16 protein-coding genes are annotated in these 14,890 nt (G+C 63.4%); 5 read left to right on the forward strand and 11 right to left on the reverse strand.

Annotated elements, in window-relative coordinates; translation table 11 throughout:
• Positions 1 to 2 precede the first annotated feature (2 nt).
• Positions 3 to 1,256 (reverse strand): cytochrome P450, encoded by a 1,254-nt coding sequence (locus tag EBBID32_RS14400; RefSeq protein ID WP_006959405.1) that lies wholly within the window; start codon positions 1,254 to 1,256, stop codon positions 3 to 5.
• A 215-nt stretch (positions 1,257 to 1,471) separates the two neighbouring features.
• On the opposite strand from EBBID32_RS14400, the gene EBBID32_RS14405 reads away from it, so the two are divergent.
• The 4 genes from EBBID32_RS14405 to EBBID32_RS14420 are packed head-to-tail and all read left to right on the forward strand — an operon-like array spanning position 1,472 to position 5,594.
• Entirely contained in the window at positions 1,472 to 1,702 is a 231-nt protein-coding gene (locus EBBID32_RS14405) for a ferredoxin (RefSeq protein WP_006959407.1), read from the forward strand.
• A 22-nt stretch (positions 1,703 to 1,724) separates the two neighbouring features.
• Positions 1,725 to 2,552 (forward strand): coniferyl-alcohol dehydrogenase, encoded by an 828-nt coding sequence (locus tag EBBID32_RS14410; RefSeq protein ID WP_006959409.1) that lies wholly within the window; start codon positions 1,725 to 1,727, stop codon positions 2,550 to 2,552.
• Positions 2,553 to 2,572: 20 nt separating this feature from the next.
• Positions 2,573 to 4,783 (forward strand): acyl-CoA dehydrogenase family protein, encoded by a 2,211-nt coding sequence (locus EBBID32_RS14415; protein ID WP_006959411.1) that lies wholly within the window; start codon positions 2,573 to 2,575, stop codon positions 4,781 to 4,783.
• Between the two features lie 10 nt (positions 4,784 to 4,793).
• Positions 4,794 to 5,594 carry an enoyl-CoA hydratase/isomerase family protein gene (locus EBBID32_RS14420; protein WP_006959413.1) on the forward strand — a complete coding sequence of 267 codons (801 nt, stop codon included), beginning with the start codon at positions 4,794 to 4,796 and terminating at the stop codon, positions 5,592 to 5,594.
• Between the two features lie 4 nt (positions 5,595 to 5,598).
• Here the strand turns inward: EBBID32_RS14420 and EBBID32_RS14425 are convergent, their stop codons facing one another.
• From EBBID32_RS14425 to EBBID32_RS14470, 10 genes are all read right to left on the reverse strand, one after another.
• On the reverse strand, positions 5,599 to 6,333 hold the full coding sequence (locus EBBID32_RS14425; RefSeq protein WP_006959415.1) for a TetR/AcrR family transcriptional regulator: 735 nt from the start codon (positions 6,331 to 6,333) through the stop codon (positions 5,599 to 5,601).
• Positions 6,334 to 6,355: 22 nt separating this feature from the next.
• Complete coding sequence (locus EBBID32_RS14430; protein WP_006959416.1) at positions 6,356 to 7,822, reverse strand: aldehyde dehydrogenase family protein; 1,467 nt, start codon at positions 7,820 to 7,822, stop codon at positions 6,356 to 6,358.
• Positions 7,823 to 7,859: 37 nt separating this feature from the next.
• A complete protein-coding gene (locus EBBID32_RS14435; RefSeq protein WP_037490868.1) occupies positions 7,860 to 8,597 on the reverse strand; it encodes an SDR family oxidoreductase in 738 nt (245 codons plus the stop codon).
• 99 nt (positions 8,598 to 8,696) lie between these two features.
• Positions 8,697 to 9,479 carry a hypothetical protein gene (locus EBBID32_RS14440; protein ID WP_006959419.1) on the reverse strand — a complete coding sequence of 261 codons (783 nt, stop codon included), beginning with the start codon at positions 9,477 to 9,479 and terminating at the stop codon, positions 8,697 to 8,699.
• 128 nt (positions 9,480 to 9,607) lie between these two features.
• Positions 9,608 to 10,036: a nuclear transport factor 2 family protein gene (locus EBBID32_RS14445; RefSeq protein ID WP_006959421.1), complete on the reverse strand. Its 429-nt coding sequence runs from the start codon at positions 10,034 to 10,036 to the stop codon at positions 9,608 to 9,610.
• On the reverse strand, positions 10,036 to 10,797 hold the full coding sequence (locus EBBID32_RS14450; RefSeq protein ID WP_006959422.1) for an SDR family NAD(P)-dependent oxidoreductase: 762 nt from the start codon (positions 10,795 to 10,797) through the stop codon (positions 10,036 to 10,038). Before EBBID32_RS14450 ends, EBBID32_RS14445 begins: the two co-directional genes overlap by 1 nt.
• A gap of 17 nt (positions 10,798 to 10,814) precedes the next feature.
• Positions 10,815 to 11,228: a nuclear transport factor 2 family protein gene (locus EBBID32_RS14455; RefSeq protein WP_006959424.1), complete on the reverse strand. Its 414-nt coding sequence runs from the start codon at positions 11,226 to 11,228 to the stop codon at positions 10,815 to 10,817.
• Positions 11,228 to 12,910 (reverse strand): class I adenylate-forming enzyme family protein, encoded by a 1,683-nt coding sequence (locus EBBID32_RS14460; protein WP_006959425.1) that lies wholly within the window; start codon positions 12,908 to 12,910, stop codon positions 11,228 to 11,230. The genes EBBID32_RS14455 and EBBID32_RS14460 overlap by 1 nt, the downstream gene beginning before the upstream one ends.
• A 21-nt stretch (positions 12,911 to 12,931) precedes the next feature.
• Complete coding sequence (gene acuI / locus EBBID32_RS14465; protein WP_006959427.1) at positions 12,932 to 13,915, reverse strand: acrylyl-CoA reductase (NADPH); 984 nt, start codon at positions 13,913 to 13,915, stop codon at positions 12,932 to 12,934.
• A gap of 3 nt (positions 13,916 to 13,918) precedes the next feature.
• Positions 13,919 to 14,611, reverse strand: a complete 693-nt coding sequence (locus EBBID32_RS14470; RefSeq protein ID WP_037490870.1) for a TetR/AcrR family transcriptional regulator — start codon at positions 14,609 to 14,611, stop codon at positions 13,919 to 13,921.
• Between the two features lie 85 nt (positions 14,612 to 14,696).
• Here EBBID32_RS14470 and EBBID32_RS24970 point away from each other — a divergent pair.
• Positions 14,697 to 14,890: hypothetical protein (locus EBBID32_RS24970; RefSeq protein WP_231382209.1), on the forward strand; the 194-nt coding region annotated here is incomplete at its 3' end.

A 14,890-nucleotide genomic window follows, 5' to 3' on the forward strand; every position in this document is an offset into this window, starting at 1 on the left:
GGTCAGACGTCCCAGACCAGATGCAGACTTTCAATGCCGATGACATGGCCGCCATGGAAAACCGTCGGATGATTGGGATCGAGCCGGAATTCGGGCATCCGCGCCAGCATTTCCTCATAGAGAACCTGCAATTCGACGCGCGCGAGATGGGAGCCGAGGCAGCGATGCGGCCCGACGCCAAAGGCGATATGGACGTTATTTTCGCGGTCGAGATCATAAATGTCGGGCTGCGGAAACTCCTTGGCGTCGAGATCGGCGGCGGGCAGGAAGAGTTTGAGCGTTTCGCCCGGCATCATGCGCGCGCCCGCAAGCTCCGCTTCCTTCTTGATGATGCGCATCGGCACGGTGAAGGTGTAGCGGCGCAGCATTTCTTCCGCAGCTTCTGCGATCAGTTTGGGTTCCGCGCGCAATTTGCGTTGCAGGGGCAGATCGGTGGCAAGACCGCGCATGGCCAGCCCCATACCGTTCATCACCGTGTCCAGCCCCGCGATGAACAGCAGTACGCCATAATTTTCCATGTCGGCGAGCGTTGTGGGCTGGCCATCAATTTCCAGCTTCCACAGCATCGACAATATATCGTCGCGCGGATTGTCGCGGCGATCCAGCACGGTGTCGCGCATGGCGGCGGCGATTTTTTGCAGGCGACGCATGGAGCCTTCGCGGTCGCTGTCGATCGCCTCCATATGCTCCTTCACGATGGCGCGATATTCGGGCAGGCGATCGAGCGGCAGGCCCAGCATTTTGAGGAACACCTGCACCGGCAGCGGTTCAGCGACCGCAGACATGAACTCGCACCGCCCCGCAGGCTTCATCTCCTCGATCAGGGCACCCGCCAGTTCACGGATACTGTCGCGCAATGCCGCAATCGTCTTGGGAGAAAACACCTTTTGCAGCGGCTGACGATATTTGGTGTGTTCCGGCGGATCGAGCGTGATCGGGATCGGCTGGGGGATGTGCGGCGCGCCCGGCGGCAGCGAGGCGAGAAGCGCCTTCATCTTGTCCTGAGGTACGAACTCGCTGGAATAGGTTTCGGTGTCGCGGGATGCTTCATGATTGGCCGCGTGGGTCAGCGCGACCCAGCCGCCGCCATTGCGCGGGGTCCAGAATACCGGCGGCGCGCTGTGCAGCAGGTCGAGGATGCGGGCGTGGGGATCGGCCAGCAGGCCCGGATCGGCATGGACATCGAAATCATAGACCAGCGCGTCCGGTACATGGGCGGGCTTGGGTGCAGCGGGGCTTAAGGCGGCGTGGACCATGTGAATCTCCGGCAATCCTGGATCTTGTTAAAACCGGTGTCGCGCGCAGCGCCGCCAAAGGCAATGTCAGCCGCGCGTCGCCCGACGATACCGCACCGACGATAGACGCACAGCCCTGCCCCGCTGCCGTATCGTGGCAGCGATTGAGCGGATGGCCATGTTGATCGACACATCTTTCTCCTTTCTAAGGACAGCAACCATTGCGGAGACGCCTCATGAAAATTCGTATCGAAAAGGCCGGTTGCGTGGGCAATGCCCGCTGCGCCGCCGTGTCGGAAACCCTCTATCCGCTCGATGACGATGGCTACATCGATACCGAGGGGTTCGACGTGCCGAAGGGCGAGGAGCGCGCCGCGCGAAATGGCGCGCGCGCCTGCCCCGAACGGATCATCTTCGTCGAGGAAGATGACGGCAGCATCAGCTGGCCCCCCGCGGCCAAAGCCTGACATCAGAATTGGAGAGCCAAGAATGAGCGACCTATTGGGCTATAAGGGCAAGCGCGTCATCGTGAGCGGATGTTTTTCCGGCATGGGGGAGGCGACGGCAAAGCTGTTGCTGGAACTGGGCGCGGAAGTGCATGGGCTGGATTATAAGGACAGCGCCCTGCCACTGGCCTCGTTCCACAATGTCGACCTGCGCGATCCGGCATCCATCGATGCGGCAGTGGCGGGTATCGGCGGCAAGGTGGACGCCCTGTTCAACTGCGCGGGCCTGCCGCAATCCTTCCCGGCGATGGACGTGATGAAGGTCAATTTCATCGGCTTGCGCCATCTGACGCAGCAGGTGCTGCCGCTGATGGGACCAGGCGGGGCGATCGCCAGCATTGCATCGACGGGAGGGCTTGGCTGGAGCCGCCGGATTCCGACCAATATGGAATTCGTCACGACCAAGGGCTTTGACGAGGCCATCGCCTGGTGCGATGCCAATCCCGACACGGTCAAGGAAGGCTACAGCTTCTCCAAGGAGAATGTGATCGTGTGGACCCAATATATGGGCGCGCACCTGATCAAGCAGGGCATCCGCATCAACTGCACCCTGCCCTCCCCCACGCAAACGCCGATGATGGCCGCGTTCGAGGCGACGTCGGGCAAGGATGTCATCGCCGCGGCCGCCGAACCGATGGGCCGCTATTCGACGCCAGAGGAACAGGCCGCCGGACTGGTGCTGATCAACAGTGATCTGGCCAGCATCGTCAACGGCGTGGTGTTCCCGGTCGATGGCGGTTTCATGGGTGGGGTCGCTACCGGACAGGTGGACCTGAGCGTCATGATGCGCCGTTCCGCGCCCGCGCAATAATCCCCCCGGAGCATAGCCCCATGAATTTCGACCTGACCGACGACCAGGAAATGATGCGCGACATGTTCGCGCGCTTTCTGGACGAACATAGCAGCATGGCCCGCGTGCGTGAGGCCGCGCCGTCGGGGTTTGACCCAGCGCTATGGTCGGGGCTGGCGGAATTGGGGGCGCTGTCGATTCGCGTGCCGGAGGACGCAGGCGGCCTCGGCCTGGGCCTGTTCGATGCTGCTATCCTGATGGAGGAAGCGGGCCGGACGCTGGCGTCGGGACCGCTGGCCGAAACATTGGTGACCGCGCGCCTGCTGGCGCAGCTGGGCGGCGATGCCGGAGCAACGCTGCTGGCGCAGGTCGTCAGCGGCGAGGTGGTTGCCAGCCTGGCGTTCCACGATGCGGCGGTCGAGCCTGCCCAATGGATCGGCGGCGGACAGGTGGCGCAGGCAATCATCGCGCGGATGGGCGATGAGATCGTCCTGATCAGCGTGCCCGACACGGCGCGGATCGCGGAGGAAAATCTGGCCTCCACCCCGATGGCGGAAATCGACCTGCTGGCGCATCCGCGCGTGACGCTGGCGTCGGGCGCGGATGCGCTCGCGACTTTTGCCGCCGGTGTCGAGGAATGGAAGCTGCTGATCGCAGCGGGCCTCGCCGGGGTCGGGCGGGAGGCGTTGAAACTCGCGGCGGCCTATGCCTGCGAGCGCAAGCAGTTCGACCAGTATATCGGCCAGTTCCAGGCGATTTCCCATCCGCTCGCCGACCTTTTGTGCGACATGGATGGCGGCAAGTTTCTGGTGTGGAAGGCGATCCGCGACCTGGCCGATGGCGTGTCGGAAGCCGGGGCGACCATCTCCATGGCGGCATGGTGGAACAGCGATGCGGCAGGCCGGGCGGTGGCTCAGGCGCTGCACACGTTCGGCGGCTATGGCCTGACCACCGAATATGATATTTTTCTGTTCAACCTGCGGGCCAAGGCATGGCCGCTGGTGCTGGGCGATCCGCAGGCGATGATCGCAGAGGCCGGTCGACGCCTTTATGGCGGGGAAGCCGCCGCCTTGCCGGACGCAGGCGCGATGCCGGTCGACTTCGATCTGGGTGAGGACGCGCGGGCGATCACGCAGGAGATTGAGGCCTTTTTTGCCGCGAACGTGACACCGGAAATGCGCGAGACGTTCCACTATAGCTGGGAGGGCTATAATCCGGAGCTGAACCGCAAGCTGGCAGAACAAAATCTCCTCTATCTGGGCCTGCCCAAGGATGTCGGCGGGCGTGGCCTGTCCGCCTATGAAAAGACCGCCGCGATGGATGCGTTCGAGGTGCAGGGATATAACAACCCAGCAGCAGGCGTGACGCAGATGGTGGCGCTGATCATCCATCGGTTCGGCACGGACGAATTGAAGGAAGCCATATTGCCGCAGATCATGCGCGGCGAGGTAATCTGTTCGCTGGGCTATTCCGAGCCGGGTTCCGGTTCCGACGTATTTGCCGCGCAGTGCCGCGCCACGCAGGAGTCGGACGGCAGCTGGCGGATCGATGGCACCAAGATGTTCACCAGCGGGGCGAACCTGTCCACCTATGTGCTGATGCTGTGCCGCACCAACATGGAAGTCGCCAAGCATAAGGGGCTGACCATGTTCATCGTGCCGTTGAAGGCCGATGGCGTGACGATCCAGCCGGTTTATACCTTTCAGGACGAGCGCACCAACATCACCTTCTATGACGGGGTCCGCATCCCCGACAGTTGGCGGCTGGGCGAGATTGATGGCGGTGTGCGGACGATGAGCGCATCGCTGGAGCTGGAACATGGCGGCGGCTTTGCCAAATATCAGCGCGCCATGCTCCACGCCGCCGAAACGCTGTGCCGGGAGAGAAGCCACAAGGGCAAGCCGCTGATCGAGGATGCGGGTGCGCAGGCGCGGCTGGCGCGCACCGCCGCCAATCTGTGGGTGTCGGAACTGATCGCCTTCCGCGCCAATTGGGCGAGCATGGAGAAGAAACCGAACCTGGCCTATGGGCCGATGGCCAAGATGTTCAGCTCCGAAAAATTCCAGAGCGACGCCCGCGACCTGCTGGACCTGACGGCGCCACTATCCCTGTCCAAGCGCAAGGGCGCGGCGGCGGAGATCAACATGTTCTATCGCCATGCGCAGGGCGCGACCATTTATGGCGGGACAAGCGAGGTCCATCGTTCCATGATCGCCGAGCGCGCGCTGGGCCTGCCACGCACCCGCGCCTGAGGATGATGAGATGAGCGACGCCCCGCATCTGTTGACGCAGGACCAGGACGGCATCCTGATCGCCACGCTGAACCGGCCCGACAAGCTGAACGCATTGTCGGCGCAGACGATGGCGCTGTTCGAGCAGGCATTGCTGCGCTTTCGCGATACGCCGGAATTGCGGGTCATGCTGATCCGGGCGACCGGGCGCTATTTCTGTTCGGGGGCGGACCTTAAAAGCGGGGATGCGCCTGCCTATCCGCGCACGCCGTCCGGCATCCGCGAGAACCACCGGCTCAACCTCAACGGGATGCAGCGCATCTATGACGAGATGGAGCATATCGAAAAGCCGATTGTCAGCGCCATTCATGCGACCTGTGTCGGGGGCGGACTGGAAATGGCATTGTCATGCGATTTCCGACTGGCGGCCAAGAGCGCGGCTTTCTCCTTCCCCGAAGGCCTGTTCGGCGTGCTGCCCGCATCCAATGGGGTAAGTCGCCTGACCCGCATATGTGGGCCGCACTGGGCGCGCTGGCTGATCATGGGCAACCAAAAGGCCGATGCCGACCGCGCGCTGATCATGGGGCTGGTGCATGACGTGCTGCCCGATGAAGGGTTTGACGAGGCGGCGCTGAATTTCTGCCGTCACCTGACGAAGCAGAATGCCGAACAGATGGGCGCGGCCAAGATCGCGATCGAACTGGCCGCCGAGGTCGGGCCGTCCATGGGCCGTCATGTCGAGCGGATGGCCAATAGCGCGCTGATGCTGAACCCGGCCTATCTGGAAGGGATGGAGCGTTATCTGAAGGGCGTGGGCGGCAAGAAGGACTGAGCCTTCAGTCGGCGGAGGCCGCCAGCATCCGATAATCGCGAATACCCAGTTCCAGCAGCCGTGCCTCCGCGCGCAGCAAATGGGTGCGGCCGAGCGGATTGGGCGCGTGCAATGTATTTTGCAGGACAACGTCGGTCGTCACCGTGACGATACGTTCCAGCCCGGTCATCAGCACGGTCGCCATGCTGAATACCGGCGATTGCGGCTGGGCGAGCTCACCATCCATCTGATCGACCATCAGCCGCATGACCGGCTGGGCCGCGCGGACACGATGCATCATCATCCGTTCATTTTGCGCGTCGGCCATGCGGTTACGCAAGTGGAGCAGGCGCGAATGTTTGACCCAGAAGCCATGATAGGCCGTGACGAACGCCAATGTGCGTTCACCCAGATCCGCGTCGTCCCAACGCGCGCGGAGCAGACCGACATATTCATCCTCCGCCGTCGCCATCACCGGTTCCAGCACGGCAAGCAGCAATTCTGTGAGGTCGATGAAATAATTATAGAGCGAGGTCATGCCGAGCGATGCCTGGCGCGCGACTGCGCTCAGCGAAATCTCGACATCGGGGGGACCGGCCAGCAATTCGTTGGTCGCGGCCAGGATCCGGTCGCGCGTGTCGCGCCCCTTGCGTCCCAGCCGCTGGCCATTGAGATTATGGCTGAGCGCCTTGGTAGCGGTTGACGCGCGGGACGGCCTGGCCGTGCCCTGCTCCATCGTCGCGTCCGCCTTTGCGCTCAAAATCCCGTCCTTTACTTGTCCGTCAGGCGCGCCATGCAATCAGTTTGGTTTCGAGAAATTCCTCGATTCCCTCCAGACCCCATTCGCGACCGATGCCACTGGCCTTGTAACCGCCAAAAGGCAAGTCTCCCGCGATGCACATGCCGCCATTCACGCTGACCGACCCGGTGCGTATGCGCTTCGCCACTGCTATCGCGCGATCGAGGTCGGCGGAAAAGACGCCGCCGCACAGGCCATAGGCGCTTTCATTGGCGATACGGACAGCATCATCATCATCCTCGAACGGGATGACGACCAGCACGGGTCCGAAAATCTCTTCCTGGGCGATGCGCATGTCGTTGGTAACGTCGGCAAAGCAGGTTGGTTCGATGAAATAACCGCTGCCTTTATCCGGCCGCGCCTTGCCCCCTGCCAACAGAGTCGCGCCTTCGGCCTGGCCGATATCGACATAGGACAGCACCCGCTCCATCTGCCGCTGCGACACGACCGGACCCATGATATGCGCGGGATTGTCATAGTCGCCCCAATTGTCGCCGAAGCTGGCATAGGCATGTTTGAGGACCGCCTTGGCTTCCTCATAGCGGCTGCGCGGGACCAGCAGGCGCGAATGGACGGCGCAGCCCTGCCCGGCGTGGAACACCAGCATCGACTGGGCGACGTCCATGGCGAAATTGGCGCTGTCCTCCAGCACGATCTTGGCCGATTTGCCGCCCAGTTCCAGGAACACGCGCTTGAGCGTTGCCGCGCCCTGTTCCATGATCCGCTTGCCGACCCCGGTGGAGCCAGTGAAGGAGATGAGATCGACGCGCGGGTCGGTGACGAGCATTTCCCCGGCCAGCGCCGGATCGCTGCCGAAGATGACGTTGAGGACGCCGGCGGGGAAGCCCGCCGCAAGCGCCAGTTCGCCAAAGATTGCGCCCATGCCCGGCGTGTTGGGCGCGGGTTTCAGGATCACGGTGCAGCCGGCCAGCAGCGCGGCGACGACCTTGCCCACATTCACGTAGAGCGGCACGTTCCAGGGCGTGATCGCGCCGACGACGCCGACGGGTTCATAGACCGCCTGACGCCGGGTTTCAAAACCATAGCCGGTGCGGCCGCCATAATCCTTTTCCCACTTCAGCTGCGGGAAGAGGCGCAGATAATCGTCCCAGCCGTCGAGCGCCATATCGACATGGGCGCGCCCGACCGCACCCATCGCCGCGCCGGCCTCATTACGGGCGAGGTCTGACAGGCGTTCGCGATTCTCCTCAAACAGCGCGCGCAGCTTCGTCACCAGTTCGACGCGCTTTGCGACATTGGTGGACCAGTCGGTCGTGTCGAAAGCGCGCCGGGCCGAGGCGATCGCTTCGTCGACATCGGCGGCGGAGGCATTGGCGGCCTTGCCCACCGGCTGTCCGGTCCAGGGACTGATGACGTCGAAGGTCGCGCCACCCTGCGCATCGCGCAGCACGCCGTCGATAAAGAGCTTTGCGTCGGGGAGAGTGATCATGGCTGCGGTCTTTCTGTCGAATGTCGGGAAGGGAGGATCAGCTGCGGCGGGCGCTGAGCGCGACGGTGCCCATATGCAAATCGGCGGGCATGTCGATGACCGCGCGAAAGGCGTCGGTGACGCTATTATAATGGCTTATCGCCCGTTCACGGGGATTAAGGCCGACTTTGGCATTTTCCTGCATGAAGCGGACGGCGACATCCATCGGCCAGTTCGTGCCGGTCTTGGTTTCATCCATCATCTGCCCGGCCTGCACCACGGTGACGCGGACTTTGTCCGCCTCCAGTTCGCGCGCCCACAGGTCGGACATATATTCGACGCCCAGCTTGCCGCCGGCGTAAAGCCACAGCATCGGCATCTTGATGGCGACGGATTCGCTGCTGACATTGATGATATGCCCCCCGCCGCGCAGCAGCGGCAGCGCTTCGCGGGCGCAGTAGATCGGCCCGGCAACATTGGTCATCAGCGACGCGACAATCTGGTCGTCGCGCACGTCGCCAAGGGTGAAGGGTTCGTAGATGGCGGCGTTGTTGATCAGCACGTCGATATGCTCATGCTGCGCGGCAATGGTTGCAAAGGCAGCCCGCACCGAGTCAGGGTCGCCGACATCGCATTGCAGTGCCAGATGCGGTGCGCCCAGTTCCGCCGCAACCGCTTCGACCTTCGACAATGTGCGGCCAAGCAGGATCACGGTTTCCCCATCGCGCGCAAAACGCCGGGCGAGCGCACGGCCAAGGCCATCGCCGGCTCCAGTGATCACGATCGTCTTGGCCATATCCTGCTCCGCTTGTCCTGATTGTCGCTTCATTCCTTCCCGCACCGGCGCGCGCGCGGCAAGGGGGCTGGTCATCGCGCGCGCGATAGCTGTATGCGCCTAGCCCGCCGGGCGGGCGAAATCGGCGGGATAGAGTGACAGGTCGCCATCATAGGCGATGCCGCCGGGCCAGAATGTCGTGCCGCTGACCTTCGCGAAATAATGGACGGTGCGCGCGACCGAGCCGGAGGCGGAGCGCGGGGCGAAGGCGACACCGCTGGGGCTGACGCCGCGGGCGCGGGCGCTGAAATCCTTGACGGTGAACAGCAGGTCGTCGGTCTGCTGCGCACAAAATACCAGGTCGCTGCCGGGGCAATAGCGTTTGGGTTCAAGCTGGACCGGCGACAGGCGACCGCGCTTCATGCCGACCTTGCCCGGCACGCGGGTGACTTCGGGGGAATGGACCGTGTCATACCAGTGATGATATTCCGCCTCCCGCCCGGCGACGAAATTGGCCAGGATGATGCTGACCCCGGAAAAGGGCTGGTCGGGGCGATGATTGGGACTGAACGCCCAGTCGCCATACATGGCGTAGCTGTGGATACGCTCGCTCTCGTCGCTGTCGTCGATCAGCCCGGCGTCGCGCGCCTGCGCCAGCAGGGGAGCCAGCGCGGGCAGGTCTATTTCCGGGGTCGCCGTGTCATGTTCATAGACGCTCAGATAGCGCCAGGGCTGTGGAATGTCGGGCATGATCTGCTGCGGCGTCAATTCATAGCGGTCGGCGCTACGGAAGCCGCGCAGCCGGGCAAGGTCGTCACGATGCGGGCCGTCGAACCAGGCGGCATAGTCGGCTTCCCGTCCAGCGGGGACGTTGTGCAGGTGGATAGTGGTGTGCAGGCTCATTCCTCTGCCCTCTGGCTGCGCGCGCCGTGACGCTTCTCTCGTGGCACTCCAGCATGGACGGGCGCGGCACGCCAGAGGCTTGGGCATCAGGCGCCGATTGATCGCCGGGGCAATGGCCCGCCGGTCAATCAGGGCGTATCGAGTGGCGGCACCATCGCCATGTGCAGGCGAGTCAGGCGTGATTCCGCGATCAGCCAATTGCCGCCCACGCGAATATAGCGGTCATGATAATGGCCATAGCCAGTCAGCGTGCGCCCGTCGGGCCAGACCAGATGATCCATCATCGGCCAGATTGCCGTGGCTTCATCACCCGTCATCGTGATTTCGGGCATATGGACATGATGGACCGTGACTGCGGCTTCCAGCGACCGGCGGATGCTGGAGACGAAGGCCTCACGCCCTTCTATGCGCGGTCCGCCCGATGCGGTGGCGTCCAGAAGAAAGTCTGGCGTGAACAGGGCCGCCCAACCGTCCCAGCCCTTGCTGTCGAGCAGTCGGCAATAGCGCGCCTTCAGTTCGCAGATCGCAATCCATTCGGCAAAGTCTGGTGCGGCCATCAGAAACGAAAGCCGCGCATCTGGTTGCCGCCGTCGCACAGGATGACCTGATTATTGACGAAACTGCCTTCGTCGGAGGCGAGGAACAGGGCGAGATTGGAGATGTCCTGCGCCGTGCCCTGCCGCTTGACCGACTGCATGGCTTTCAGCCGTTCCCAATTGGCGGGATCGACCCCTTGCAATGCCGCTTCGGTTTCCATCAGGCCCGGCGCGATGCCGACGCAGCGTATCTCGTCCGCGCCGAATTGCTGCGCCATGGCGTGGGTGAAGATGTTGAGCGACGCCTTGGTGATGCCATAGGCGGTTGCGGGATTATAGCTGGCCATCGAGCATTTGTTGATGATGACGCCCTTTGCACGGGCCAGCGCCGGGCGCAGCGCTTCGGCGAGCAGCATCGGACCGAAGGTGTTGACCGCGAAGAAATGCTGCCACTTCGCCAAGCCCAGCCCGAAGAAGCCGCGTGCAATTTCACCCGCGTGCAAGCCTGCATTGTTGATGAGGACGTCAATCCGGTCATGGGTGGCCAGCACGGCGCTGGCAAAGGTCGCGATGTCGGCTTCCTGCCCCATATCGACATGGTGGACCGACGCGCTGCTGCCAAGCGCCTCGATCAGCGCTTTGCTTTCCGCCAACCCCGCTTCGTTGATGTCGGCCAGGATCAGCCGTGCGCCCTCCCCTGCAAAGGCCAGCGCGTGGGCGCGGCCCAGTCCGCCCGCGGAGCCTGTGACAAGCACGGTCTTGCCAGTGAAACGATTGGGCATAATCCTGTCCCCTTTTGTTATTCTATGCGGGTGAAGGCTACCCGTGCGATCCGCCAGCCCTGTGGCGTGCGGCGAAACATGTCGCTGTAGCGGCCCATAACGGTATCGACCGCACCGCCATTGCGGCGTTTGAGCGTGACCAGCACGGTCCAGTCCCCACTTGCGTTATCACCGTCGATGTCGATCCGGGGCGAATGGAGCATGTGCAGCACCCACAGACTGTTCCCGCTGATCGCGGTGCAGAGAAAGTCGGTGATCGCCTGCGCGCCGTCGAGCAAGCCCATGCCATAATCGCCGATAAAATTGTCCGCGAAAATCTCCGCGAGCAGGCGGCGCGCGTGATCCGGGTCGCTGGCCGCCAGATCGGCGGCCGCGCAGTAGCGGGCCTTCAGATTGGCGATCGCCAGTGCCTGATCCGCCTGATCACCCATCAGGCGGCTTCGGCATCCAGTTGTTTGATGACCAGCGCCTTGAGGTCCGCAGTCTTGATCTTGGCGCTGCCGGTCAGCGACAGGTCATCCTCGCTGAAGAACAGCACGCGGCGCGGCACCTTGTAGCTGGCCAGTTGCGCCTTGGCGAAGCGGCGGATCGCCTCCTCATCCAGTGGCGCGCCGACATGGGGCACGATGCAGGTGACGACCAGTTCGCCCAGCGTTTCGTGCGGCACGCCCACGGTCTGCGTTACCTTCACGCCGGGGCAGGATTTGATGACAGTGTCGATCTCTATCGGAGATACGTTGGCGCCGCCGGTCTTGATGATGTCGTTGAGGCGCCCTTCCCAGTGGAGGCGGCCTTCAGCATCGAACCAGCCGCCATCGCCGGTGTGGAAGAAACCGTCGGCATCGACGCTTTCGTCCAATGGCACGCCGATATAGCCCAGCATCAGCGTCGGTCCCTTGACCGCGATTTCGCCGCGTTCGCCCAGCGGTACGACGTGCCCGGTCATCGGGTCGAGTATCTTGAAGATATTGCCGGGCAGCGGGGCACCATGGGTGTCGGCGATCCGTTCTACAGGCGTACCGGAATCAAAGATGGTGCTGATCGTGAAGGTTTCGGTATTGCCATAGGCGCTCATCGGTTCCTGCCAGTCGGTATTGACGGTCGGATGGCGGCCAAGCGGGTTGGCGGGGTTCACATAATAGAGGGACGACAGATTGACGGCGTTCCAGTTGGTTGCAGCCTCCAGTTGCGCCCATTGATGCGGCCAGGCGAAGGCCATGGTCGCGCGCTCACGCTCCATCAGGGTCAGCGCTTCTTCGGGCTGGAAGGTCGCCTGCAGGATCAGGCTGCCGCCCGATGACAAGGCACCGCCAATGGCCATGGCGAAATTGCCCGACCAGAAAAAGCCATTGGCCGACCAAGCGCGGGCGTCCTCCTTCGCGGCAAGAAAGCGTTTCCAGCGCCACAGTTGCAGCGTGACGCCGCGATGCATCGACAGGATGCCCTTGGGCTTGGCGGTGGAACCGGACGAGAAGAAGAGGACGCCGGGGTCGGCCGGGGTGACCGTGGCGGCGGTCGCATCGACCAGCGCCTGATCAACCGCATCACCACGCGATAGGAAACTCGCCCAATGCTCGATCATGCCGTCGCCACCGCCGACGCAGGCGATGTAGCGCAGGAAGGGAAAATGGGGTGCGGCCAGCGCGCCGGGGCTGGCCGTTGCTATGGCCGGTTCCAGATCGGTGAGGATCGCGGCAAAATCCTTTTTGAGGACTTTGCGCTCCATCAGCAGGACGTGGCAGGCCGATGACTGGAGCAGATGGTCCAGTTCGGCGGGGGTGGAGAAAGTGCTGAACGTCGCGGCGACGCCTCCCGCCAGCGCCGTGCCGAATACCGCCGAAAGAAATTCCGGGCGATTGGTCATCAACACGCCGACGCGGGTGCCCTTCCCCACGCCACAGGCGATGAGCGCGCGCGCCACTTCATTCGCGCGCGCCCACAGATCGTCGTAGGTCCAGCGGGTAACGCTGCCCCCTTCATGCATCACCAGCGCTTCGGCCGGGCCAGAACGGGACGTAACCTCCCGCAACCAGCCGCTCAATGTCAGCGTCCCCAGCCCCGGCTCTTCGCTGAGTGGGGGACCGGCGACGATCGAAAGCGGCTGGTCGGTCATGATGTGGTCTGGCCCTGTCGTTCAGCGGTTCACATTGACGATGATGCGCCCGCGCACCTTGCCGTCGATCAGATCGGCGGCAGCGTCGGGCGCTTCCGACAAAGTGATTTCATGCGCGATGACACCGAGCAAAGCGGGATCGAGATCGCGTGCCAGCCGTTCCCAGGCTGCAAGACGCGGCGGCTTTGGCGCCATCACGCTGTCGATGCCGAGCAGGCGCACGCCGCGCAGGATGAAGGGCATGACGGTGACGGGGAAGTCCGCGCCCTGCGCCAGACCGCAGGCCGCAACCGCACCGCCATAGCGGGTCTGGGCGCAGGCATTCGCCAGCGTGAAGCTGCCGACCGAATCCACGACACCCGCCCAACGCTCCTTCTGAAGCGGCTTGCCCTTTTCAGAGAGGTCCGCGCGGTCGATGACGCCCGCCGCGCCCAGTTTCGTCAGATAGTCTGCCTCGGCCGCCTTGCCGGTCGAGCCGATGACCTTGTACCCGGCCTTGCTCAGCAGGGCGACCGCGACGCTACCCACCCCGCCGGTCGCGCCGGTGACCAGTATCTCGCCCTGATCGGGGGTCACGCCCGCCTTGACCAGCGCTTCGACACATAGCGCGGCGGTGTAGCCGGCGGTGCCGATCGCCATCGCCTGCGCCCCGGTGAAAGCTGCGGGCAGCGGCACCAGCCAGTCGCCCTTGAGGCTGGCTACCTGCGCCAGCCCGCCCCAATGGCCTTCGCCCACGCCCCAGCCATTGAGGACCACCTTGTCGCCCGGCTTCCAGTCGGCATGGTCGGATGTGCGCACGGTACCAACCAGGTCGATGCCGGGTACCATGGGGAATTTGCGCACGACCGGCGACTTGCCGGTGATGGCCAGGCCATCCTTGTAATTAAGCGTCGAATAGTCGACGTCGATCGTGACATCGCCTTCGGGCAGCTGCGCTTCGTCAATCTGTTGGAGCGATACGCTCTGCTTATCGTCCGTCTTGTCGATCACAATGGCTGAAAACATGGGCTAGTCCTTTTTGGAAAGGGAAGGTGATGGATCGGCCGCCGCCACGCCCTGACGCAGACGATCGGCAACTTCGGGGAAAGCTTCAGCGCGCAGCGATCCGTACATGCACAGGCGCAACGCTTCCTGCGCCATGCGGCGCGCCAGATCGCGCCGCTCGCCATCGTCGCGGGCGTGAGAGCGTGCCCATACCGGCCACAGGAAGGAACCGGCCAGCATCATCACCGACAACACTTCGACATCAATCCCCGGCTGCGCGAGATCGGTGTCGGCGAAACGCTGCAACGACCCTTCATATTCGCGCCAGAAAGGATCGGCCATCGGATCGGGCGAGGCCAGCAACTGGAGCAGCCAGATCCGGCACAGTTCAGGATTGTCCATCGCGAAAATGGCCAGCCGATCGGTCGTGTCGGCGATGTCGACCTGTTCGACCCGCCGTTCGCCAATCGTTTCAGGATCGCCGAACACGGCACGGAACATGCTGTCGGACACGCCGTCAGCGGTAGCGGCGATCAGTTTGTCGCGCGTTTCAAAATGCTGATAGGCAGTGCCCCGATTGACGCCGGCCAGCGTCGCCACTTCCGCCAGGCTGATGCCTTCGGGGCCATGCTTGGCCAGCAGCGCCTGCGCGGCGTCCAATATCGCCTCACGGGTAGCTGCAGGATCGCGAGCGCGTCTTTTACGAACGTCCGTCATAGCTTGTGCCTCAATCGCCCTTCAGGCTGTTCTCCATTCCCGACACAAAATGTATCGGGCAGGGCTGCCCGGATAATCAACGTCCATGTTGTCCATCAGGCAAGGGCATGTCGTCACCATCATTCTGTTCGGTCGCCATCCCTGCCTGCGCACCGGGGAGAGTCAAGCAGTCGAACGCGCGCTTGGCGGAACCCGACCGTTCATCGCTCCAGCGAAGAACCGGGCCAGTTTTTTTAAGGCCATGACAGCAATCGGCCGGACAGCCCGATGGGGCTGTCC

Source organism: Sphingobium indicum BiD32, assembly GCF_000382885.1.
Classification (GTDB): Bacteria; Pseudomonadota; Alphaproteobacteria; order Sphingomonadales; family Sphingomonadaceae; genus Sphingobium; species Sphingobium japonicum_C.

Excerpts from the sequence above, each read along its gene's own strand:
- EBBID32_RS14400 (WP_006959405.1), bottom strand. The coding sequence starts at position 1,256 with ATGGTCCACGCCGCCTTAAGCCCCGCTGCACCCAAGCCCGCCCATGTA.
- EBBID32_RS14405 (WP_006959407.1), top strand. The coding sequence starts at position 1,472 with ATGAAAATTCGTATCGAAAAGGCCGGTTGCGTGGGCAATGCCCGCTGC.
- EBBID32_RS14410 (WP_006959409.1), top strand. The coding sequence starts at position 1,725 with ATGAGCGACCTATTGGGCTATAAGGGCAAGCGCGTCATCGTGAGCGGA.
- EBBID32_RS14415 (WP_006959411.1), top strand. The coding sequence starts at position 2,573 with ATGAATTTCGACCTGACCGACGACCAGGAAATGATGCGCGACATGTTC.
- EBBID32_RS14420 (WP_006959413.1), top strand. The coding sequence starts at position 4,794 with ATGAGCGACGCCCCGCATCTGTTGACGCAGGACCAGGACGGCATCCTG.
- EBBID32_RS14430 (WP_006959416.1), bottom strand. The coding sequence starts at position 7,822 with ATGATCACTCTCCCCGACGCAAAGCTCTTTATCGACGGCGTGCTGCGC.
- EBBID32_RS14435 (WP_037490868.1), bottom strand. The coding sequence starts at position 8,597 with ATGGCCAAGACGATCGTGATCACTGGAGCCGGCGATGGCCTTGGCCGT.
- EBBID32_RS14440 (WP_006959419.1), bottom strand. The coding sequence starts at position 9,479 with ATGAGCCTGCACACCACTATCCACCTGCACAACGTCCCCGCTGGACGG.
- EBBID32_RS14445 (WP_006959421.1), bottom strand. The coding sequence starts at position 10,036 with ATGGCCGCACCAGACTTTGCCGAATGGATTGCGATCTGCGAACTGAAG.
- EBBID32_RS14450 (WP_006959422.1), bottom strand. The coding sequence starts at position 10,797 with ATGCCCAATCGTTTCACTGGCAAGACCGTGCTTGTCACAGGCTCCGCG.
- EBBID32_RS14455 (WP_006959424.1), bottom strand. The coding sequence starts at position 11,228 with ATGGGTGATCAGGCGGATCAGGCACTGGCGATCGCCAATCTGAAGGCC.
- EBBID32_RS14460 (WP_006959425.1), bottom strand. The coding sequence starts at position 12,910 with ATGACCGACCAGCCGCTTTCGATCGTCGCCGGTCCCCCACTCAGCGAA.
- acuI (WP_006959427.1), bottom strand. The coding sequence starts at position 13,915 with ATGTTTTCAGCCATTGTGATCGACAAGACGGACGATAAGCAGAGCGTA.
- EBBID32_RS14470 (WP_037490870.1), bottom strand. The coding sequence starts at position 14,611 with ATGACGGACGTTCGTAAAAGACGCGCTCGCGATCCTGCAGCTACCCGT.